The organism is Citrobacter youngae (assembly GCF_003818115.1).
Classification (GTDB): domain Bacteria; phylum Pseudomonadota; class Gammaproteobacteria; order Enterobacterales; family Enterobacteriaceae; genus Citrobacter; species Citrobacter youngae.
In genome coordinates, this window is record NZ_RPOI01000004.1 from 202,425 (window position 1) to 223,922 (window position 21,498).

The 21,498-nt window shown below is 53.1% G+C and carries 19 protein-coding genes; 7 read left to right on the top strand and 12 right to left on the bottom strand.

Annotation, left to right across the window (positions count from 1 at the left end):
* Positions 1–20: 20 nt before the first annotated feature.
* Both lplT and aas read right to left on the bottom strand, forming a co-directional pair.
* Positions 21–1,214 (bottom strand): lysophospholipid transporter LplT, encoded by a 1,194-nt coding sequence (gene lplT, locus EHN13_RS03260; RefSeq protein ID WP_124020877.1) that lies wholly within the window; start codon positions 1,212–1,214, stop codon positions 21–23.
* Positions 1,207–3,366: a bifunctional acyl-ACP--phospholipid O-acyltransferase/long-chain-fatty-acid--ACP ligase gene (gene aas / locus EHN13_RS03265; protein WP_124020878.1), complete on the bottom strand. Its 2,160-nt coding sequence runs from the start codon at positions 3,364–3,366 to the stop codon at positions 1,207–1,209. The genes lplT and aas overlap by 8 nt, the downstream gene beginning before the upstream one ends.
* 597 nt (positions 3,367–3,963) lie before the next feature.
* Between aas and galR the strand changes: the two genes are divergently transcribed.
* On the top strand, positions 3,964–4,992 hold the full coding sequence (gene galR / locus EHN13_RS03280; protein ID WP_048213115.1) for an HTH-type transcriptional regulator GalR: 1,029 nt from the start codon (positions 3,964–3,966) through the stop codon (positions 4,990–4,992).
* Positions 4,993–5,005: 13 nt separating this feature from the next.
* Entirely contained in the window at positions 5,006–6,016 is a 1,011-nt protein-coding gene (locus EHN13_RS03285; protein WP_048213116.1) for a LacI family DNA-binding transcriptional regulator, read from the top strand.
* A 104-nt stretch (positions 6,017–6,120) separates the two neighbouring features.
* Here the strand turns inward: EHN13_RS03285 and lysA are convergent, their stop codons facing one another.
* A complete protein-coding gene (gene lysA / locus EHN13_RS03290) occupies positions 6,121–7,377 on the bottom strand; it encodes a diaminopimelate decarboxylase (RefSeq protein ID WP_124020879.1) in 1,257 nt (418 codons plus the stop codon).
* Positions 7,378–7,494: 117 nt separating this feature from the next.
* On the opposite strand from lysA, the gene EHN13_RS03295 reads away from it, so the two are divergent.
* Positions 7,495–8,430: a LysR family transcriptional regulator gene (locus EHN13_RS03295; RefSeq protein WP_048213118.1), complete on the top strand. Its 936-nt coding sequence runs from the start codon at positions 7,495–7,497 to the stop codon at positions 8,428–8,430.
* Here the strand turns inward: EHN13_RS03295 and EHN13_RS03300 are convergent.
* Positions 8,402–9,109: an aspartate/glutamate racemase gene (locus tag EHN13_RS03300; RefSeq protein ID WP_115642931.1), complete on the bottom strand. Its 708-nt coding sequence runs from the start codon at positions 9,107–9,109 to the stop codon at positions 8,402–8,404. The genes EHN13_RS03295 and EHN13_RS03300 overlap by 29 nt on opposite strands.
* A 141-nt stretch (positions 9,110–9,250) precedes the next feature.
* On the opposite strand from EHN13_RS03300, the gene EHN13_RS03305 reads away from it, so the two are divergent.
* Positions 9,251–9,577 (top strand): cupin domain-containing protein, encoded by a 327-nt coding sequence (locus EHN13_RS03305; RefSeq protein ID WP_061068507.1) that lies wholly within the window; start codon positions 9,251–9,253, stop codon positions 9,575–9,577.
* A gap of 96 nt (positions 9,578–9,673) precedes the next feature.
* Here the strand turns inward: EHN13_RS03305 and araE are convergent, their stop codons facing one another.
* The 5 genes from araE to EHN13_RS03330 form a co-directional block, all read right to left on the bottom strand.
* Positions 9,674–11,092, bottom strand: coding sequence for an arabinose-proton symporter AraE (araE, locus tag EHN13_RS03310; protein WP_124020880.1), 1,419 nt, complete (start codon positions 11,090–11,092; stop codon positions 9,674–9,676).
* Positions 11,093–11,408: 316 nt separating this feature from the next.
* Positions 11,409–12,170 (bottom strand): 2-dehydro-3-deoxy-D-gluconate 5-dehydrogenase KduD, encoded by a 762-nt coding sequence (gene kduD, locus EHN13_RS03315; RefSeq protein WP_003033923.1) that lies wholly within the window; start codon positions 12,168–12,170, stop codon positions 11,409–11,411.
* A gap of 58 nt (positions 12,171–12,228) precedes the next feature.
* A complete protein-coding gene (kduI, locus tag EHN13_RS03320; RefSeq protein ID WP_124020925.1) occupies positions 12,229–13,065 on the bottom strand; it encodes a 5-dehydro-4-deoxy-D-glucuronate isomerase in 837 nt (278 codons plus the stop codon).
* A 595-nt stretch (positions 13,066–13,660) separates the two neighbouring features.
* On the bottom strand, positions 13,661–14,839 hold the full coding sequence (locus EHN13_RS03325) for an acetyl-CoA C-acetyltransferase (RefSeq protein ID WP_003033912.1): 1,179 nt from the start codon (positions 14,837–14,839) through the stop codon (positions 13,661–13,663).
* 102 nt (positions 14,840–14,941) lie between these two features.
* Complete coding sequence (locus tag EHN13_RS03330) at positions 14,942–15,826, bottom strand: LysR family transcriptional regulator (protein ID WP_048213122.1); 885 nt, start codon at positions 15,824–15,826, stop codon at positions 14,942–14,944.
* Between the two features lie 101 nt (positions 15,827–15,927).
* On the opposite strand from EHN13_RS03330, the gene EHN13_RS03335 reads away from it, so the two are divergent.
* The gene (locus EHN13_RS03335; RefSeq protein ID WP_048213123.1) at positions 15,928–16,383 is read left to right on the top strand and encodes a multidrug/biocide efflux PACE transporter; all 456 of its coding nucleotides are present in this window, start codon (positions 15,928–15,930) and stop codon (positions 16,381–16,383) included.
* Positions 16,384–16,525: 142 nt separating this feature from the next.
* Positions 16,526–17,755 (top strand): amino acid permease, encoded by a 1,230-nt coding sequence (locus tag EHN13_RS03340; protein WP_115601522.1) that lies wholly within the window; start codon positions 16,526–16,528, stop codon positions 17,753–17,755.
* 52 nt (positions 17,756–17,807) lie between these two features.
* Here the strand turns inward: EHN13_RS03340 and rcnR are convergent, their stop codons facing one another.
* The gene (gene rcnR, locus EHN13_RS03345) at positions 17,808–18,080 is read right to left on the bottom strand and encodes a Ni(II)/Co(II)-binding transcriptional repressor RcnR (protein WP_003825567.1); all 273 of its coding nucleotides are present in this window, start codon (positions 18,078–18,080) and stop codon (positions 17,808–17,810) included.
* 121 nt (positions 18,081–18,201) lie between these two features.
* Between rcnR and EHN13_RS03350 the strand changes: the two genes are divergently transcribed.
* Entirely contained in the window at positions 18,202–19,092 is an 891-nt protein-coding gene (locus EHN13_RS03350) for a nickel/cobalt efflux protein RcnA (protein ID WP_048213125.1), read from the top strand.
* A gap of 44 nt (positions 19,093–19,136) precedes the next feature.
* Here the strand turns inward: EHN13_RS03350 and EHN13_RS03355 are convergent, their stop codons facing one another.
* Together EHN13_RS03355 and EHN13_RS03360 are read right to left on the bottom strand one after the other, a co-directional pair.
* On the bottom strand, positions 19,137–20,519 hold the full coding sequence (locus EHN13_RS03355; RefSeq protein ID WP_124020881.1) for an amidohydrolase family protein: 1,383 nt from the start codon (positions 20,517–20,519) through the stop codon (positions 19,137–19,139).
* 12 nt (positions 20,520–20,531) lie between these two features.
* Positions 20,532–21,482 (bottom strand): carbamate kinase family protein, encoded by a 951-nt coding sequence (locus tag EHN13_RS03360; RefSeq protein ID WP_124020882.1) that lies wholly within the window; start codon positions 21,480–21,482, stop codon positions 20,532–20,534.
* Positions 21,483–21,498: the final 16 nt, after the last annotated feature.

Here is a 21,498-nt window from a genome sequence, read left to right on the forward strand (position 1 = left end):
TTGCAACAGCATATAACAGACTAATGGCGGCGCTGCCAAATCCACAGCGCCGTAATCGCCAGGGCAAACAACGCACCAAATCCAACGCCAATGGCTACTGCAGGAATACCCACCAACACCGCCAGTGAGTAGATACCGAGCATCAGCAACATCGCGCTGTTTTCACCCAGGTTTTGCACCGCAATAGCGTTGCCCGCACCCACGCTTTTTTTGCCCCGCTCCTGCAGTAACGCATTCAGCGGTACCACAAAGAACCCACCACACACGCCGATAAGCAGCAGCAACGCGTAGGCCGGAAGCAGCGAATGTTGAAGAGAGAAAATCAGCACCACGACGCCGATCAGTATCCCTGCAGGCATACAGCGCGACACGGTTTCCAGCGTCACCAGTTTCGCAGCCGCCCCCGCGCCGACAACAATCCCGATAGCCACCATAGCGTTGAGATAGGTCGGTGTGGCGTTATCGGTAATGCCGAGCGCAACCGGCACCCACAGCACCAGAAGAAAACGCAGCGTGACGCCCGCGCCCCAAAACAGGCTGGTTCCTACCAACGAGAAACGTGTTTCACCGTTGCGCCACAGCGAGGAGGCGGCACAGAAAAAACTACGCGTCATTTTGCCCAGATGCCAGGACTGACCGGGGCGAGCCGCGGCGAGCTTGGGAATATACACGTTAGCGACCACCGCGCCTGCATAAGCCAGCGCACAGGCGGAAAGCGCAGCAATCACATGCCAGTCGGCCAGCACACCGCCGGCAACAGAACCCAGCAAGATAGCGGCAATGGTTGACGCCTCCATCAGGCCATTCGCTTTCACCAGTTTGTCGCCGGTCGTCAACTCACCCAGGATGCCATACTTGGCCGGAGAATACGCCGCCGCGCCAATCCCCACTAGCGTATACCCGAGAAACGGATTAATGCCGAAGCAAATACTTGCCGCACCCAGCAGTTTCAGGGAGTTCGCGAACATCATCACTCTGCCTTTGGCAAAGCTATCCGCCACCTGTCCAACAAACGGCGCAAACAAAATGTAAGCGCCCACAAACACCATTTGCAGGATTGGCTGGCTCCAGTCCGGGTAGAACTGCGCCTTGAGCAAAGCCAGGGTAGCAAACAACAACGCGTTATCGCCAAACGCTGACAAAAACTGCGCGGCGATAACGGACATCATCCCTTTTGACCAGATTGACGTGCTAGTGTGTACTGACTCACGCATGTTGTTTTTCCGGTTCATCGACCCAGTTTTTCAGTGTCACAAAATCTGGCTTACCGCTGCCGAGCAGAGGGAGTTGTTTCAGGTGGCGGATATCACGCGGTACGGCAAGCTCTGGAATGCCGTGGATGCGCGCATACTGGAGTAATCTTTCACGGGTCAGCTCGCTGTCGGTAGTAAACAGCACCAGCGCTTCCCCTTTATTGGCATCGCTCTTGATAGCCGTGGCATGCATTTTGTCAGCAGATACTGCCAGCGCCAGCTGTTCAACCATCTCCAGTGACACCATCTCACCGGCAATTTTGGCAAAGCGCTTGGCACGCCCTTGAATCTGTACAAAGCCATTTTCATCAAAGCGTACAACATCACCGGTGTCGTACCAGCCGTGTTCTATCTGACCCTGCGCATTTTCTGCGGTTGGGACTTCCAGTACACCTGGCTTTTCGACGCGCAGATAGCCGCTCATAATATTAGGGCCTTTCAGCTGTAAACGCCCGCCATCTTCAATACCAGGAACCGCCAACAGTCGGGCATCCATACCAGGCAGAATGCGCCCTACCGTTCCCGATTTCGCCGCCATCGGTACGTTAATCGACACCACCGGCGCACATTCCGTCACGCCATAGCCTTCAAGGACGCGCAGGCCAAACTTCTCCTGCCACAACTGCTTTGTGCTGTCTTGCAGCTTTTCGGCTCCGGCAACAACATAGCGCAGACGGTGGAAATCGTACGGATGAGCAAACCGCGCATAATTGCCGAGGAACGTTGAGGTACCAAACAGTACGGTGCAGTTACGGTCATATACCAGCTCAGGAACGATGCGGTAATGCAGCGGACTGGGGTACAAAAACACTTCAGCACCGGTCAGCAACGGCGTGAATAACCCTACCGTCAGGCCAAAAGAGTGAAATAGCGGCAATGCTGACATAAAGCGATCGTCGGCAGTGAAATCGGCAATCGTCTTAATCTGCTCGACGTTCGCCAGAATGCTCTTATGGCTGTGTACGACACCTTTCGGGTGGCCTTCTGATCCTGAGGTAAAGAGGATCACCGCAGCTTCTTCCGGCTGCTGCTTCACCTGTGCCAGATGCGGCGCCAACAGATGAGAAAAAATCCACAGCTTATCGCCAAAGGTCACATCGGCCTTCAGATCTTCCAGATACACCCAGCGCACCTGGGTGAGCTGTTCCGGTAGGTGCCAGAGTTTGCCTTTATCGAGAAATCGTCGGGAAGTGAAGATCGTTTTGATTTCAGAGGCTGTAATGGCGCTGGTTAATCCCTTCACGCCCGCCGTATAGTTCATCATCGCCGGGATGCGTCGACGCGCAATGGCGCCAAAAATGACCGCCGCGCTGATCCCCGCATTTGGCAGCATCAGGCCGATTTTTTCACCTTCCGCGCTATATTTCTCCAGAATACGAGCCACAAAGAGTGTCTTCGTCAGCAGTTTGCGGTAGCTGTCCGGCGTAAAGTTAACATCTTCAATGCAGTTTTTGCCTGCGCCAAACCGGTATTTTGCCGCCAGTAGCGACTCGTATAACGTTTCACGCGGGCGGACGGCCATACGCGCTTCCATCATAATCTGGTGCAGCATTTCACCGGCGATTTTGCGGCGATCGCGAGCACGCGGCGCTTCCGGCATCGGCATTTGGGTCGGCGGCAGGATATGCAATTGAATACGCGGAAAAAATCGCTGTTTAACCAGACCTTTCAGGCGGCTAAATTGGGTCAGTTCCGCGCCTTCAATACGCACAGGCACCACCGTCGCCTTTGATTTTGCGGCAACGAACCCGGCACCATCGTAGATTTTCATCAGTGAACCGGTGGTCGAAATACGTCCTTCCGGGAAAATAACCACCGGGCGCCCCTGCTCGACCAGGCGTACCAGATGTTTAATCGACATCGGTTTGGTTGGGTCTAGCGGTACGAAATCAATCAGTGGAGTGAGCCAGCGCATATACCATTGCTGGCTGATCGAGGTGTAAACGGCAAAAACGGGGCGAATCGGTAAAAAGAGCGCCAGCAGGATACCATCGATAAATGAGACATGGTTGGGCGTGATTAAGACGCGTTCTCCCCGTAGCGCGCTGACATCGCCCGTGACGCGAACACGAAACAGCACGCGAAACAGATTTCGAAAAAAACCAAATAGCATCTCAACTCCCTGTGCCATTAATTATATAAACATCAATGATGGGAGAGTATACGAGTTGGGGAATGGGCGCGACAGATAACGGGTAAATAGAATCCGAAAAAAAACCTGCGCATCCGCGCAGGTCGGTGCAAGAGACAGGTACGAAGTGCGTACCGAATAATCTCACCAATCAATACCTCTGGGATCTTGATTGTGGTCGTCACCGCACCGTTCCGCCAGTTGGAAAACGCAAAGGAATGAACCCAAGTGCAACGAGTTGTGTAAATTATCGGTTACTGTTACAGATACGCCGTACGCAAAAAAAAACCTGCGCATCTGCGCAGGCTGGTGTAAATTTTGTGATCAACCCGAAAGTTGATTTCACCTATCAATACCTCTGGGATCCCAACTCTATCAATCCGCTCTCTCCCCTCACCAGCGAACAATCGCAACAGCACATCGCAAAGTGTAAGCAAAGGTTTTCATTTTCTATTTTCTGTCTTACTTCGCTCGTGTCCGCTCACATTTGCGACGTCCTGACGGGCAATCTGCTTGAACAGACAGCCGTTTTCCGTAACACTGGCGGGATGTAAGCGTTTACCCACAACAGGTACTATCATGGCGACCATAAAGGATGTAGCCCGACTAGCTGGTGTATCAGTCGCCACCGTTTCTCGAGTGATCAATGACTCCCCCAAAGCCAGCGAAGCATCGCGTCTGGCTGTAATGAGTGCAATGGAATCACTCAGCTACCACCCCAACGCCAACGCGCGTGCGCTGGCACAACAATCTACTGAAACCGTCGGTCTGGTAGTCGGTGATGTGTCCGATCCGTTCTTTGGGGCAATGGTTAAAGCTGTCGAGCAGGTGGCCTATAACACCGGTAACTTTTTACTGATTGGCAACGGCTATCATAACGAGCAAAAGGAACGTCAGGCGATTGAGCAGCTTATTCGCCACCGCTGCGCAGCCCTCGTGGTCCACGCTAAAATTATCCCGGATGCCGAGCTGACATCATTGATGAAACAAATCCCCGGGATGGTACTGATCAATCGAATCTTACCGGGATTCGAACAACGCTGCGTTGCGCTGGACGACCGTTACGGTGCCTGGCTGGCAACCCGTCATCTTATTCAGCAGGGCCATACGCGCATCGGTTATCTGTGTTCCAACCACAGCATTTCAGATGCGGAAGATCGTTTGCAAGGCTATTACGACGCGCTGGCGGAAAGCAATATTCCGGTAAACGATCGACTGGTCACGTTTGGCGAGCCCGATGAAAGCGGCGGCGAGCAGGCAATGACTGAGCTGCTTGGTCGCGGCAAAAACTTCACGGCTATCGCCTGCTATAACGACTCAATGGCGGCGGGCGCTATGGGTGTATTAAATGATAACGGCATTGATGTGCCGGGAGAAATCTCGCTGATTGGTTTTGATGATGTACTGGTTTCTCGCTACGTGCGCCCACGGCTGACGACGGTACGCTACCCTATCGTGACGATGGCAACCCAGGCCGCCGAACTGGCGCTGGCGCTGGCCGAAAAACGCCCGGTCCCGGAAATCACTCACGTCTTTAACCCAACGCTGGTACGTCGGCATTCCGTTTCGGCGCTGACTGAGCCGGGAAATTCTTTGTCAAACGATTAATCAGGATTGCGTCATGACAACGATGTTAGACGTTTCACGACATGCTGGCGTATCGAAAGCGACCGTTTCACGCGTACTGAATGGTACGGGGCAGGTTAAAGAAAGCACGCGCCAGAAAGTCTTCAACGCCATGCAGGCATTAGATTATCGGCCTAATTTTTTAGCGCGCTCACTGGCAAACCGCACCAGCAACAGCATTGGTTTAGTGGTATCTACATTTGATGGCTTCTACTTTGGTCGCCTGCTACAACAGGCTTCGCGCCAGACGGAGTCTCACGGTAAACAGCTGATTGTCACCGACGGCCATGACACACCAGAGCGTGAGCAGGAAGCCGTTCAAATGCTGGCCGACCGACAGTGCGACGCCATTATTCTCTACACCCGCTACATGAGCGAAAAGGCGATTATGTCGCTGATGAGCCGCATTGATATGCCATTGCTGGTCATTAACCGCGACGTCAGCCAGGCCCGCGACCGCGCAATTTTCTTTGAACAGGAAGACGCGGCGTTTCAGGCCGTCGATTACCTCATCTCGCAAGGACATCGCGATATTGCCTGCATCACCGTACCAGGCCATACACCAACCGGTAAATCTCGGTTAATGGGATATCGTAAGGCGCTGGAAAAAAACGGTATTCCCTGGGAACCCGCCAAGGTCAAATACGGTGATTCAACGATGACCAGAGGCTATGAAGCCTGTCGTGAACTGTTGGATGAAGGAGTGATATTCAGCGCACTGTTCGCCTGTAACGATGACATGGCGTTAGGTGCATCGAAAGCATTACATCAGGCTGGACTAAAGATCCCCGAGGATGTTTCGTTGTTTGGTTTTGATGATGCGCCCAGCGCGAAATGGCTGGAGCCGGGGCTGTCTACCGTTTATCTGCCGATCGATACCATGATAACCACGGCAATCGATCAGGCTATCCGTCTGGCCAACGGCGAAAGCGTGGAGCCGATCCCACCGTTTACCGGCAAACTGGTGTTACGGGAATCGGTGACAACGGGGCCGAACTTCACGTAATCAGATGCCGGATGGCGGCTTCGCCTTATCCGGCCTACAGGCCCCACCGTTTATTTCGTAGGCAGGATAAGCATAGCGCCATCCGGCGTTTCATAACGCTGTAATCAGATTAATTCCAGCGCTAACAGCTCATCAATGGTCTGGCGACGGCGAATCAGCCGCGCCACGCCGTTATCGAACAGAACCTCCGGCAGCAGCGGGCGGCTATTGTAGTTCGACGACATCGACGCGCCATACGCACCGGTATCATGCAATACCAGGTAATCTCCCGGCACTACCGCAGGTAATAGACGGGTTTCGACTTTACCGCCTCCCTGTTGGGTAAAAACATCGCCCGATTCGCACAGCGGCCCGGCAACCACCGTCTCAATCTGCGCCGCATTATCCAGCGAGCGGCCATCCCCGGCCAATGCGGAGATATGGTGATAGCTGCCGTACATTGCTGGCCGCATCAGATCGTTGAAGCCCGCGTCGATCAGCACGAAGTGGCGACTGCCCATCTCTTTCACACTGCGCACCTGCGCCACCAGCACACCCGCTTCGGCCACCAGAAAACGTCCTGGCTCGATCTCAAGCTTCACCGGATGCCCCAGATGTTTGGCGATTTGCTCTCGTGCGGCGTTCCACAGTCCGAAGTAGTGATCGGTGTTGATCGCCTCTTCTCCTTCGCGATATGGGATCGACAAACCTCCGCCCGCAGATATAGCCTCCAGATCCTGACCTAATTCAACAACCTGACGCACCATCGCGCCACACACTTGCTCCAGATGGCCGTAGTCCACACCGGAGCCGATATGCATATGAATGCCCACCAGTTTCAGTTGATAACGCTGAATCACCTCCAGCGCCGCCGGAAGGTCGCTATACCAGATACCGTGCTTGCTGTTCTCGCCGCCGGTATTGGTTTTCTGACTATGCCCGTGACCAAAACCTGGGTTGACGCGCAGCCATACACGATGCCCTGGCGAAACCTGACCCAGTTGTTCCAGCATATCAACCGACCCGGCGTTTACTGGAATACGTAGCTCATGCACCCGGGCCAGCGTCGCCTGGTCAATCATATCGGCGGTAAAGACGATTTCATCATTCTCCGGCACAAAACCTGCTGCCAGCGCACGTTCAATCTCACCCAGCGAGACGGAATCCACCTTCACGCCCTGCTCACGCATCAGACGCAAAATATGAATATTCGAGCAGGCCTTTTGGGCAAAACGCACCACATCAAACTGACTCAGTTTGGCTATCTGCGCGCGGATAATCTGCGCATCGTAAACCCATACCGGACAACCGAATTCGGCGGGCAGACGCAGCAGGTTATCTGCGGTCAGGTCAGTATCAGTGCTGTTGAGTGGACGTGGCATGGCGTGCTCCGGTATTGGCTTTTTTATGATTACGCCACAGCCCGAAGAGAATAAAAAATATCGTTTTATCGCGAGTCTATGCAAAAATGATATGGAATGTTTATTTGAGGATCGCCGATGCCTGCCGTTAACTTGCGCCACATTGAAATTTTTCACGCCATTATGACAGCAGGCAACCTGACGGAAGCCGCACGGATGCTGCACACGTCGCAGCCTACCGTCAGTCGCGAGCTGGCAAGATTTGAAAAAGTTCTGGGGTTAACACTGTTCGAACGTACGCGAGGCCGGCTGCATCCCACAGTGCAGGGGCTACGCCTGTTTGAAGAGGTGCAACGTTCGTGGTATGGCCTGGACAGAATTGTGAGCGCCGCAGAGAGCCTGCGTGAATTTCGTCAGGGTGAGCTGTCGATTGTCTGCCTGCCAGTGTTCTCACAGTCCTTTTTACCGCCGCTGCTGCAGCCATTTCTCGAGCGCTATCCGCAGGTCAATATTCAGATAGTGCCGCAGGAGTCGCCGCTGTTGGAAGAGTGGCTGTCGGCACAGCGCCACGATCTCGGGTTAACTGAGACCCTGCATACCCCCGCCGGGACTAAACGCACTGAATTACTGTCGCTGGATGAAGTTTGCGTGCTGCCACAGGGACATCCGCTGACCGGGAAAGCAGTATTAACACCGCAAGATTTTCAGGGGGAAAACTATATCAGCCTGTCGCGCACCGACAGTTATCGCCAGTTGCTGGATACCCTGTTTAATGATCATCAGGTCAAGCGCCGAATGGTCATAGAAACGCACAGTGCCGCATCAATTTGTGCGATGGTACGTGCCGGCGTGGGGATCTCGGTAGTGAACCCGCTGACCGCCCTGGATTACGCAGGCAGCGGGATTGTAATCCGGCGTTTTAGTGTTTCGGTGCCTTTTACCGTCAGCCTGATCCATCCACTGCATCGCCCGGCATCCGCGCTGGTTGATGCTTTTACAGCACATCTACAGGCCCATCTCCACCGGCTTACTGACCCGCTGGAGGCTATTTTGCAATCTCAGGTGAAAGCATAAACGTCACGGCATCCTGCGCATGGATCGCCGCGGTATCGAAGACCGGCAACGGGCTCATTTCAGTGGGAACCAGCAGGCCAATTTCGGTGCAGCCAAAGATCACCCCTTGTGCCCCCTGACGAGCCAGTCGCTCAATCACGCTCAGGTAATAATCGCGGGAAATTTCGCTAAATTCACCAAGGCACAGTTCCTCGAAAATAATCTGGTTTATTTTCTGTCGGTCGTCAGCGTCAGGGATTAGCGTGCTAATGCCAAATTCCATCTGTAAACGCCCACGATAGAAATCCTGTTCCATGGTGTAACGCGTGCCCAACAGCGCGACGTTACTCATCTTCTGTTGTTGTATGGCCCGACCTGTTGCATCGGCAATGTGCAAAAACGGGACATCGCAGGCCGTTTCAATGGCCTCGGCCACTTTATGCATAGTGTTGGTACACAGCACAATTCCCTCAGCTCCCGCTTGCTGTAACCCCACCGCTGCCTGCGCCAGGATCTCCCCTGCCCGCTGCCAGTCACCGTTCGACTGACACGCTTCAATCTCATGGAAATCGACGCTGTGCAGCAGAATTTTCGCAGAATGCAGACCGCCCAGATTCTGCTTAACCCCTTCATTAATCAGACGATAATAAGGAATAGTAGATTCCCAGCTCATTCCGCCTAACAGACCGATCGTTTTCATCATTTACCCTTATTCGTGGTTGTCCTCCCAGTGAACCAAAGATGTGATCAACTTTCCACATCTGCCGGCGCACATTTCCTTTTTTTATTTTCTGATATAAATTTAATGAAATAATGTTTCATTTTATTGCAAGGATATCGAATGTTTATTTTTCATAAAGAAACCACGCTTGAAGATCTGGGTAACGGCGTTACCCGGCGTATTCTGGCTCACGATGGCAAAATGATGGCCGTGGAAGTCAATTTCGAGCAGGGCGCAGTTGGCCCGATGCACAGCCATCCGCATGAACAACTCACGTACGTTTTATCGGGCGAGTTTGAATTTACGATTGGGGAAGAAAAGCATGTCGTCAGTGCAGGAGACACCCTGTACAAGCAACCCAATATTATGCACGGCTGCGTCTGTTTACAGCCGGGAACATTACTCGATACCTTCACCCCGGTACGCGAAGACTTCCTGCAGGCGTAATCTCTCTATTCTCGAACCTTGTTATACAAAAATGCCGGGTATCGCTTACGCTTACCCGGCCTGCACGAGACGTCATCCGACACTGCGCCTCACTACTTACACCCCAATATCTCTTAACTTCTCGCCAGCCATCAGCTTACGTTCGATATGCTCAAGCGTAACGTTTTTGGTTTCAGGAATAAGCCAGAAGGTAATACCAATAAATACGACGTTCAGTGCGGTATAAAGCCAGAACGTACCGGCTGCGCCAATGCTGTCGAGCAGCGTCAGGAACGTTGCGCCGATAATCATGTTCGACACCCAGTTGGTGGTGGTGGAGCAGGTAATACCAAAATCGCGACATTTCAGCGGCTGAATTTCCGAACACAGGATCCACACCACCGGCGCGGCGCTCATCGCATAGCCTGCAATACACATCATCGTCATGCCAACTGACAGCCAGGATAGTCCACTGGAAGCCGTGCCGTTATCAAACTGCATCAGGCAATATCCGAGCACCAGCGTCCCGATGGCCATTACGCTGAACCCAATTTTCAGCGCCGGTTTACGTCCTGCTTTGTCGACCGTGAAGACGGCAATAAAGGTAGCGAACATAAACGTTAAGCCAACCACCAGCGTGGCAATCATCTGCTGCTCTGTGGTGGTAAAACCCGCCATTTTGAAAATGCGCGGCGCGTAATACATGATGATGTTCATCCCGGTGAACTGCTGCATCGCCTGCAACAACATCCCAAGGAAAACCGCGCGGCGCACGTTACGGTTAATTTTAAACAGCGCCCAACCGCCCTGCTTCAGCTTCAGGCTTTCACGAATTTCGTTCAGTTCATCGCGGGCCTTTTCTGACGTATCGCGCAGCATGCGCAATACTTCTTCTGCTTCAATGTGGCGACCTTTTTCCGCCAGCCAGCGCGGGCTGTTGGGCAGGAACACAACCAGGATAATCAGTAACACCGCCGGAAGCGCCAGCACGCCCAGCATAGCGCGCCAGTTACCGCTGTAGCTAAACGCCGTATCAGATAAAAAGGCCAGTACGATCCCCAGCGTTACCATCAGTTGATACATGCTGATCATCTTGCCGCGCACGTTCTCACTGGCCATTTCGGAGAGATAGAGCGGCGCGGTGTAAGAGGCGATACCTACGGCAACGCCCAGTACCACGCGGGCAAAAATGAGCATTTCCACGCTTGAAGCAAATGCTGACCCCAGGGAACCAACGACAAACAGGATCGCCCCGGCCATCAGGCTGTATTTGCGTCCCAGTCGGAATGACAACCAGCCGTTAAACAGCGCACCAATTGCCGCGCCAAGCATCATACTGCTGACCACCCACTCCTGCAGGCGACTGGTCAGGACAAAGTGATCGGTGATGAAAGGCAACGCGCCGGCAATTACGCCGATATCGAGGCCAAATAACAACCCTGCGACAGCCGCAGAAATAGAGACAAACAAATTCATACGTCGCGTATCGCGCTGCGTACGCGGTGTTAAAACAGCTTCATGATTAATTGAGACCATTTTTTCCTGCCAGATACAGAGTAAGCCATGTCGATGAAAGTAAGGGATCCCTTGCAGGAAGCGTCAGGCGGGAAACGGCAAAAACATGGATAAAATTGCTGCACCACATCGTTATGTGATGGATATTCCAATTTTAAAATTTATCGCTAATTACTCAATTAAATTTAATGCACTGATATTAAAGAGTATTAATTATTGCAAACCCATACATATATAATTATGTATGGATTAATTTATAAACAGAATATGGATTAAAATAACTTAATACCAAAAAAAACCCTGCCATTGGCAGGGTTTGTTGATGCTGGACGGTAAATTAACGCGCCAGCCACCCACCGTCGACCGCAACGGTATAACCGTTAATGTAGTCAGATGCGCTGGACGCCAGGAACACTACTGGCCCCATCAGATCGCTTGGCAGACCCCAACGGCCCGCCGGGATACGATCGAGAATTTCGGCGCTACGCTGCTCATCAGCACGCAGTTGCTGCGTGTTATTGGTCGCCATATAACCCGGCGCGATCGCATTCACGTTGATGTTATGTTTTGCCCACTCGTTGGCCATCAGACGGGTGACGCCCATTACGCCGCTTTTAGACGCGGTGTAAGACGGCACTCGGATGCCGCCCTGGAAGGAGAGCATAGAGGCGATGTTGATAATTTTGCCGCCATTACCCTGCGCGATAAAGTGCTTCGCCGCCGCCTGAGACATGAAGAACACGCTCTTAATGTTCAGGTTCATCACGTCGTCCCAGTCTTTTTCGCTGAAGTCGATAGCATCGTCACGACGGATAAGACCGGCGTTGTTGACCAGAATGTCGATATGACCGAATTCTGCGACCGCACGCTCCAGCAGTGCCGGAATACCATCAATCTGACGCAGATCGGCGGTCAGGCTTAAAAAACGGCGGCCCAGGGCGGTAACACGTTCGATGGTTTCAGTCGGCTCAACAATGTTGATACCCACGATATCGCAGCCCGCTTCCGCCAGGCCCAGCGCCATACCCTGACCCAGACCGGTGTCACAACCCGTCACAACGGCGACTTTACCTTCAAGAGAGAATGCATTCAAAATCATTATAAATCCTTAAATTTTTATAATGCCCGCCACAGGCAGGCAAGGCTGTCGCCCGCAACTAGCGCAGATCTTTGACTGCAACATGGTCCATATCATCAAAGACCTGGTTTTCGCCGACCATGCCCCAAATGAACGTATACGCTTTTGTGCCGACGCCGGAGTGAATTGACCAGCTCGGAGAAATCACCGCCTGCTCGTTGTGCATCACAATATGACGCGTTTCCTGAGGCTGCCCCATCATGTGGAAGACACAGGTGTCTTCTTCCATATTGAAGTAGAAATAGACTTCCATACGGCGTTCATGGGTATGGCACGGCATGGTGTTCCACAGGTTGCCCGGCGCCAGTTCGGTCAGGCCCATGCTCAGTTGGCAGGTTTCCAGTACGTCCGGCACAAAATACTTGTTGATGGTACGGCGGTTACTCGTGAGATCATCACCCAACGTCACTGGCGCAACGTCGGCTGGGGTCACTTTTTTGGTTGGATAAGTCATGTGTGCCGGCGCGCAGTTATAATAGAACTTGGCGGGTTTTGCAGGGTCAATGCTTGCAAAAACAACTTCTTTTGCCCCTTTACCGATATACAGCGCATCGCGATGACCAATTTCATAGCACTGACCGTCAACGGTAATCGTGCCCGGTCCACCGATGTTGATCACGCCTAACTCACGACGCTCCAGGAAGTAGGTTACGCCCAGCTGTTTGCCAACTTCACCACCCACAGAGACGGTTTTGCCCACAGGCATAATGCCGCCAACAATGATGCGGTCGATGTGGCTGTAGACCATGGTGTATTCATCTGCGACAAACACTTCTTCTACCAAAAACTCATTACGCAGCGCCTGGGTATCCAGGGTTTTCGCATGCGCACTATGGATGCTTTGTCTTACGTCCACATTTACCTCCAGTGATAAATTGACCGTGAATTCTTGAGCGATAGCAAAACGCCGTTCCGTTTTACCTAATGCGTTCATGATATCCCTCCCGGGACGGGTTTTCAATTATAACTAAAACGATGTTTCACTTTTTCCGCATCTTATTATCAAAAGTGTAAGTGCGATCACGCCAGCGCGTATAAATAGCGAAATAGGTTTAAATAAAATCATTTAATAACAATAAGATAAATTTATTCATTCACTAGAGGTGGGGATAAAAAATGGAAAATTCAGCCGAGTTTATAGGCCGATAAGACACCTTTTCTAACAAAGTGCGCAGTTAATCACATGAAATGAAACAATGTTTTGATAAGTTGACTGTGTTTAGAGTGTATGTTTCTGTAACTGGCCTTGCCCTCCTGCTGGAGGGCTTTTTTATAGAGGAAGAGATAACACGGCAGAAAACTGTTTGAGGAGAAAAATATAAACCCTAAATAATTCGAGTTGCAGGACAAAACTTCCCGGCCGTTTTGAACAGCGCTTGCGCTGGCCCCGAAGGGGCGAGGCCAAAGGCCGAGTAAAGCCAACGCACATGCAGCTTGAAGTATGACGGGTATTAATCTCGTTCGATAGCGAGTGCCACCCCCTGGCCGCCGCCGATACATAACGTTGCCAGCCCTTTATGCGCCCGACGCTTCACCATTTCATGTACCAGTGAAACCAGAATCCGGCAGCCTGATGCGCCAATCGGATGACCGAGCGCAATGGCTCCGCCGTTCACATTTACCCGCCGTTCATCCCACTCCAGCATTTTCCCAACGGATAATGCCTGCGCGGCGAAGGCTTCATTGGCTTCAATCAAATCGACATCCGCCAGTTGCCAGCCGACGCGCTCAAGGCAGCGGCGCGTCGCATACACTGGCGCAATCCCCATCAGCGCAGGGTCGACCCCGACGCTGGCAAAGGCGCGAATGCGCGCCAGTACCGGTAAGTTCAACTCTTGCGCCTTGGCCTCACTCATCATCATCACCGCAGCGGCGCCGTCATTGATGGATGACGCGTTACCTGCCGTTACCGAACCGAGCCTGTCAAAGGTAGGATCCAGACGCGCCAGTCCTTCGGCGCTGGCATCGGTACGCGGCTGCTCGTCGGTATCCACCACCAATGATTGCCCGTTACGCTGCGTTACCACCGGCACGATTTCATCTTTAAAGCGTCCGGCATCAATTGCCATCCGCGCTTTATGCTGCGAGTGCAGCGCGTAAGCATCCTGCAATTCGCGGCTGATACCGTATTCTCGCGCCAGGTTTTCCGCGGTAACGCCCATGTGATAATCGTTGAAGGCATCCCACAGACCGTCATGTACCAGGCTGTCGACCAGTTGGCTGTTCCCCAGCTGTGCACCGGTGCGGCTATCGGTAAGGACATGCGGGGCACGGCTCATATTCTCTTGCCCGCCCGCAATCACAATGTCGGCTTCGCCACACTGGATAGCCTGGGTCGCCAGGTGCAGCGCTTTCAGGCCCGAGCCACAGACATCGTTAATAGTGATGGCGGAAACGGTATTGGGTAGCCCACCATTGATGGCAGACTGACGTGCCGGATTCTGCCCGGCACCTGCAGTAAGCACCTGTCCGAGGATCACCTCATCCACGGCATGAACGTCCACGCCCGTGCGTTCCAGTAACGCCCTGACCACCATGCTACCTAATTCAACGGCAGAGTGGCGCGCCAGCGTCCCCTGGAAGCAGCCAATCGGTGTCCGTAACGCCCCGACTATCACAACCTCTTTCATCACCACCTCAGCGCAAAATAACACCGCAATAGTAGATGATTGTTAAAAAGAGTTATCAAGGTTGTTTAAAAACGGTGATTTTTATCACAAAGGAAATTCGTATCATTTATTGGTCATCTGAACGCCACTCTGCTGTAAATGGTCGCGCAACCAACTTCCCGCCACGCCTGGCGGGGATTTCTTATTCCACAACAGATCGATAGAGATAGCCTTTGGCCAACCGGGCAGCGTCAATGGAACCAGCGGCTTTTCTGCGGCAAATTCTTCAACCAGCGCGCAAGGCAGCGCGCACCAGCCGAATCCCTGAACCGCCATACTCAGCAGCAACAAATAGTTGGGAGCAGACCACACAGGGCCGCGCGCCACGTTGGTACGGCTTTCCAGATAGGTGTTCAGACGCAGCTCGCGCCAGGTATGCAGCTGCTCCCACTGCAGTTTTTCTTGAGCTGCCAACGGATGCGATGCCGCCACGTATAATCCCATCCAGGTTTGCATCGGCAGGCGCGTGACGCCCATGTCGGTCGGGTAATCCTCCCGCGCTTCGATCAACCCCACCTGAGCACGTCCTTTTTGCAGCAGATCGATCACGTCCTCGTCTTCACCAATCAGACATTCAAACTCGGTATGAGGAAACTTACGGTCAAACTGCACCATAAGTTCTTCCAACACATCCGGATGCAGCGTATCTGACAACACGAAGGTCAAACGCGCTTCCGTTTCACCCGACAGCGAAATCGCCGCTTCGTCCAGACGATCGCTCGCTGACAGAATGGCCTGCACATAACCCAGCACCCGCTTACCTTCTTCGGTCAGCGTTGGCTGGCGTGATGAACGGTCAAACAGCGCAAAACCAAGGTCGGCTTCCAGATGCGCAATGGCCGTACTGATGGTGGACTGGCTTTTGCGCAGCCGCCGGGCCGCAGCAGAAAATGAGCCGCAGGAAACGGTCTCTACAAATGCCGTTAACGCTTCGGGAGAGTAACGCATGAACTATCTACTTTATCGATGGATACTATCTTTTAGATATCACATAAAACGATAAAATTGCCACCATTCCGTTATTCGGGCATCAAAGAAGGTTTTAGGTTATGCAACACGATACAGTCCAACGTCGCTCGTTAATGGAGCGCATTTTTCATGCCGTCTGCTTTGAAGGCATTGCCACCGCTGTTCTCGCACCAACCACCGCATGGTTGATGCAGCGCTCGGTACTGGAAATGGGCGGGCTGACCATTCTGCTGGCAACGACAGCAATGATCTGGAATATCATATATAACGCCCTGTTTGACCGCTTATGGCCGTCACATCTGGTGAAACGTACGGCGAAAGTACGCGCATTCCACGCGTTAGGTTTTGAGAGTGGTTTTATTGTGATCGGGGTGAGCATCGTGGCGTATGTGCTGAACGTCAGCCTGTTTCAGGCATTCACGCTGGAAATAGGTTTCTTCCTGTTCTTCCTGCCGTACACCATGTTCTATAACTGGGCTTATGACACGTTACGCGAGCGTGTTATGAAGCGTCGCCAGCAGCGCGTTACTGCCTGATAATTAAAATAATAGTCGGAATCTTCTCGGTTCCGGCTATTCATCCATTCACCAGCCCGCTTGTTCACACCTCCCCCAGCCCCTCTTATTTGTGGTAAATTGCGCTTCTTTTTGTTTATTTTATAGTTGATACGTTCAAATAATGTCGAAATTTTGGTCAAAAGAAGAGACTCTCTGGAGCTTCGCACTATATGGGACTGCCGTCGGCGCAGGAACCCTCTTCCTTCCCATACAGCTGGGTTCTGCAGGCGCGGTGGTACTGTTTATCACCGCACTCGTCGCCTGGCCTTTAACCTACTGGCCGCACAAGGCGCTGTGCCAGTTTATCCTGTCGTCAAAAACCTCTGCAGGTGAAGGGATCACCGGCGCGGTCACCCACTACTATGGCAAGAAGATAGGCAGCCTGATCACGACGCTTTATTTTATTGCCTTCTTTGTGGTGGTGCTGATCTACGCCGTGGCGATAACCAATTCACTCACCGAACAGTTGGCAAAACATATCGAGATTGATCTACGCATTCGCATGCTGGTAAGTCTCGGCGTGGTACTGGTGCTGAATTTAATTTTTCTGATGGGTCGCCAGGCCACCATCCGGGTGATGGGCTTTCTGGTGTTCCCGCTCATCGCGTATTTTTTGTTCCTTTCACTCTACCTGACCGGAAGCTGGCAGCCAACGCTACTCACCGGCCAGATGTCTGTCGATCAGCACACGCTTCATCAGGTTTGGATATCTATTCCCGTGATGGTTTTCGCTTTTAGCCATACGCCAATTATCTCCACGTTCGCCATTGATCGACGTGAGAAATACGGCGAGCAGGCCATGGGTAAATGCAAAAAAATCATGAAGGTAGCCTACGTCATCATCTGCCTGAGCGTGCTGTTTTTCGTTTTCAGCTGTTTGCTTTCGATTCCGACAAACTATATCGAGGATGCAAAAAATGAAGGCGTGACCATTCTGTCAGCACTATCGATGATGCCAAACGCGCCGGCCTGGCTGTCAATCTCCGGGATTATTGTTGCCGTCGTGGCGATGTCAAAATCGTTCCTCGGCACCTACTTTGGCGTAATTGAAGGGGCGACAGAAGTTGTAAAAACGTCGCTGCATCAGGTAGGTGTGAAGAAAAGCCGGGCCTTTAACCGCGCCCTGTCCATTATGCTGGTCTCGGCTATCACGTTTATCATCTGCTGCATTAACCCTAATGCCATTTCAATGATTTACGCGATCAGTGGGCCGCTGATTGCCATGATTCTGTTCATCATGCCGACATTATCGACCTATCTGATCCCGGCGCTGAAGCCGTACCGTTCAGTGGGTAACCTGATAACGTTGATTGTCGGTCTGTTGTGCGTATCCGTGATGTTTTTTGGCTAAATGACGTTATCAACGGCTCATTCATCAGTGCGTGGATGAGCCGCCCTCCGCCTTACTTAATGTACGAATCCAGTACCTTCAGGACAACGTCCAAATCCTCTTCACGCTTTATTTCATCGCCCTGATGCACAATGTGCTCGGTCAGATGACCTTTAATCACTTCGCGCATTAATCCATTTACCGCCCCGCGGATCGCCGCTATTTGCTGCAATACCGCCGCGCATTCATGCGGTTCATCCAGCATGGTTTTCAACGCCGCTACCTGGCCCTGAATCTTACTGGTTCGGGCTTTCAGCTTTTGTTTGTCGCGGATCGTATGTGACATTGCAATACCTTTTTTAACGTCTGACTGTAGGGACAATACCATCGACATTCTACTGGGGGGTAGTATTTGATACTGGGGGGGAGTAGAATCAGGCGAAATTAAACAACTAAGAATCATTCTCATGGGTGAGTTTTCTACGCTTCTTCAGCAAGGCAACGCCTGGTTTTTCATTCCCAGCGCGATTCTATTAGGTGTGTTGCACGGTCTGGAACCAGGGCATTCCAAGACGATGATGGCGGCCTTTATTATTGCTATTAAGGGGACCATCAAACAGGCGGTGATGCTGGGGCTGGCAGCAACGCTGTCGCATACCGCCGTAGTATGGCTGATTGCGCTCGGCGGGATGTATATCAGCAAAGCGTTTACCGCCCAGGCCGTTGAGCCCTGGCTGCAATTTGTCTCGGCGATAATTATTCTCGGGACCGCATTCTGGATGTTCTGGCGCACCTGGCAGGGAGAGCAGAACTGGCTGGCCCAGACGCATCACGACCACGATCACGGGCATCACCACCACCATGATCATGACGATCATCACCACCACCATCATGACCACGATGACGATCATCACCATCACCATGACCACGATCATAACCATGCCGCGTTAGCAGGGCTGAGCGAGGGTTCGAAAGAGTATCAGGACGCGCACGAACGCGCACATGCCACCGATATTCAGCGCCGCTTTGCGGGCAAAGAGGTCACCAACGGCCAAATTTTATTGTTTGGCCTGACCGGCGGGTTAATCCCGTGTCCTGCGGCCATTACGGTACTGCTGATTTGTATCCAGCTCAAAGCCTTTACGCTGGGGGCAACGATGGTGCTGTGCTTTAGCCTCGGGCTGGCGATAACGCTGGTAACGGTGGGCGTGGGCGCGGCAATCAGCGTGCAGCAGGCGGCCAAACGCTGGAGCGGATTTAACACGCTGGCACGCAAAGCGCCCTATTTTTCCAGCGTGCTCATCGCGATGGTCGGCGTATATATGGGGATTCACGGCTATATGGGGATCGTCGGTTAATATATGGGAGCGCAGCAGCGATAGCCGCTGCGCGGAAAACCAAACTAGCTTGCGACATTCCCCCACACCAGTTGCCCTTTGTGGAAGGTCGCAGTGCGTGGGGAGATTCGCGCGACCGCTTCCGCCGAGCAGGAGGCATCCACCAGCACAAAGCTGGCTTCATCCTGCGCTTTCGGCCAGATGCGTTCGCCTTTATCGTTGAGCGGCAGCACATCGCCGGTGGCGAGAAACAGCGCCCGCGACAGGTTGAGTTCATTCGGGCGAATATAGAGCTGCGCGTACAGATTCGCCTTCTCCAGCATGTCTCCCAGGCCGTACGGCGACCAGTGGTCAATCACGCTGTCGGTGCCGGTAATCACTTCCACGCCTTTGTCGCGCAGCTGTTTTAGCGGCATGTGCATCGTGCCAATCGGCACCGTCGAGGCAATGGTAATTTGCTGCGCCGCCATGCGGGTTGCGAGTTCATCCACCTGCTGTTCGTTCAGCGTAGACAGCGCAAACGCGTGGCTGATGGTCAGTTTGCCCTTTAACTGCGGCGTTTTCTCCACCGTTTCTACCATGTAATTCACCGCCGCCACGCCCGCCGGACTGGTTTCATGCAGATGGATATCCACGCCTTTGTTGTAATCGAGCGCAATCTGGAACATGGTGTCGAGGGATTTTTCCATCGCCCCATCCACGCTGGTTGGGTCCAGACCGCCGACATACTGCGCTCCCGCCTGCATCGCTTCACGCATTAACGGTTCAGATTTTGATAACAGCAGACCATGCTGTGGAAATGCCACAATTTCACAGGCAAAACCCGGCTGGCGACGCGCCAGCACCGCCTGCAGGTTCTCCAGGTTTTTCAGTCCGGAAACCGGTTCTATATTGCAGTGGCTGCGGGCAATCGAGGTGCCTTTTGATTGCAGCAGATCGATAAGCTTTTCCGCCCGCTCCTGCGTATAAGGCTGGAGTTCAGGCAGCAGCTTTTGTTCCAGGCGGATCATATCCTGAATGGTGGTACCCGCCGGACGGTTCAGCGAACGCCAGGGACCACCGTAAAAGGTTTTATCCAGATGGATGTGCATGTCGCGCATGGCGGGCAGCATCAGCTTTCCACCCGCATCGTAGTGCGGCAGCGCCGCATCCGGATGCTGCTTATTCTCGCGCAGCGCAACAATTTTCCCGTCCTGGATTTCAACGGTTTGCAGCGCGGTACGGGTATGTACCACCACCGAGTTTTCGTAATCAAACCCCGCTTCCAGCAGGACGTTATCCAGGTAATAGTGCTTATCGTTAATCGTCATAGTGCTCTTCGACCCGCAGGTGTTCCCGACAGGATTAGCAGCATACGTGACCGGAGCCACTGCGCCAAACAGCGCAGCAGCAGTGACCATTTTCCCGCTCTGACTTAAAAACTCGCGGCGGCTGTTACTTTCCTTCATTCGCATCTCCTCTCAGGAATGGACAATATGGGTGCCCGTTTCACCGCGCAGTGCGGCGGGCAGGCATTCCGGCGTGGTGATGATTACCCGCTTACCGCCGCGCGCCAGGAACGTCAGGCTGGCAACGATTTTGGGTAACATACTGCCCGGCGGGAAGTGACCTTCCTGCATGTAGCCGGTCATTGTCGCAATATCCACCGTATCCAGCGCCTGCTGGTTGGGTTTGCCGAAGTGAATACACACTTTCTCTACGCCGGTGGTGATCACCAGAATGTCGGCGCGGATCTCCTGTGCCAGCAACGCCGTGGAGAGATCTTTATCAATCACTGCATCCACGCTCTGGTAATCCCCCTGATCGCTACGCACCACCGGGATGCCACCACCACCCGCACCAATCACTACAAACCCCTGCTGGGTCAGCGTTTTGATCGCCTCTGCTTCAACAATACGTTTTGGTTCAGGGGAAGCCACAACCCGGCGGTAGCCACGCCCCGAATCCTCAACAAAGCGCCAGCCTGGATTGACCCGCAGCAACTCATCGCGCTGCGCTGCACTAAAGAACGCCCCGATAGGCTTGGTCGGGTTAGCAAAACCGGGATCGTTTTTGTCGACCTCCACCTGCGTGACCACCGTGACCGCCTTCTGCTCGCCGCGTCGTGCCAGACGGTTGTTCAGCGCCTGTTGGATCAAATAGCCGATGCCCCCCTGCGTATCTGCGACGCAGTTTGCCAGCGGGGTGAGTGGCAACCCTTCACGCTCGTGCGCGATTTCCGCACGTCGGAGATCCAGCCCCACCTGCGGCCCGTTACCGTGTGTCAGCACAATGTTGTAGTCCGATGCCAACATCTCCAGCACCGTATCCGCCACCGCCTTCACCGCTTCAGCCTGGTGCTCAATCGACTGGCTGGCGTTATCTTTGATAATGCTGTTGCCGCCAATGGCAACGACCACAAGTTCTTTCATAGTGTTATCTTCCGCT

Coding starts and splice junctions, on each gene's coding strand:
- lplT (WP_124020877.1), bottom strand. CDS start 1,214: ATGCGTGAGTCAGTACACACTAGCACGTCAATCTGGTCAAAAGGGATG.
- aas (WP_124020878.1), bottom strand. CDS start 3,366: ATGCTATTTGGTTTTTTTCGAAATCTGTTTCGCGTGCTGTTTCGTGTT.
- galR (WP_048213115.1), top strand. CDS start 3,964: ATGGCGACCATAAAGGATGTAGCCCGACTAGCTGGTGTATCAGTCGCC.
- EHN13_RS03285 (WP_048213116.1), top strand. CDS start 5,006: ATGACAACGATGTTAGACGTTTCACGACATGCTGGCGTATCGAAAGCG.
- lysA (WP_124020879.1), bottom strand. CDS start 7,377: ATGCCACGTCCACTCAACAGCACTGATACTGACCTGACCGCAGATAAC.
- EHN13_RS03295 (WP_048213118.1), top strand. CDS start 7,495: ATGCCTGCCGTTAACTTGCGCCACATTGAAATTTTTCACGCCATTATG.
- EHN13_RS03300 (WP_115642931.1), bottom strand. CDS start 9,109: ATGAAAACGATCGGTCTGTTAGGCGGAATGAGCTGGGAATCTACTATT.
- EHN13_RS03305 (WP_061068507.1), top strand. CDS start 9,251: ATGTTTATTTTTCATAAAGAAACCACGCTTGAAGATCTGGGTAACGGC.
- araE (WP_124020880.1), bottom strand. CDS start 11,092: ATGGTCTCAATTAATCATGAAGCTGTTTTAACACCGCGTACGCAGCGC.
- kduD (WP_003033923.1), bottom strand. CDS start 12,170: ATGATTTTGAATGCATTCTCTCTTGAAGGTAAAGTCGCCGTTGTGACG.
- EHN13_RS03325 (WP_003033912.1), bottom strand. CDS start 14,839: ATGAAAGAGGTTGTGATAGTCGGGGCGTTACGGACACCGATTGGCTGC.
- EHN13_RS03330 (WP_048213122.1), bottom strand. CDS start 15,826: ATGCGTTACTCTCCCGAAGCGTTAACGGCATTTGTAGAGACCGTTTCC.
- EHN13_RS03335 (WP_048213123.1), top strand. CDS start 15,928: ATGCAACACGATACAGTCCAACGTCGCTCGTTAATGGAGCGCATTTTT.
- EHN13_RS03340 (WP_115601522.1), top strand. CDS start 16,526: ATGTCGAAATTTTGGTCAAAAGAAGAGACTCTCTGGAGCTTCGCACTA.
- rcnR (WP_003825567.1), bottom strand. CDS start 18,080: ATGTCACATACGATCCGCGACAAACAAAAGCTGAAAGCCCGAACCAGT.
- EHN13_RS03350 (WP_048213125.1), top strand. CDS start 18,202: ATGGGTGAGTTTTCTACGCTTCTTCAGCAAGGCAACGCCTGGTTTTTC.
- EHN13_RS03355 (WP_124020881.1), bottom strand. CDS start 20,519: ATGAAGGAAAGTAACAGCCGCCGCGAGTTTTTAAGTCAGAGCGGGAAA.
- EHN13_RS03360 (WP_124020882.1), bottom strand. CDS start 21,482: ATGAAAGAACTTGTGGTCGTTGCCATTGGCGGCAACAGCATTATCAAA.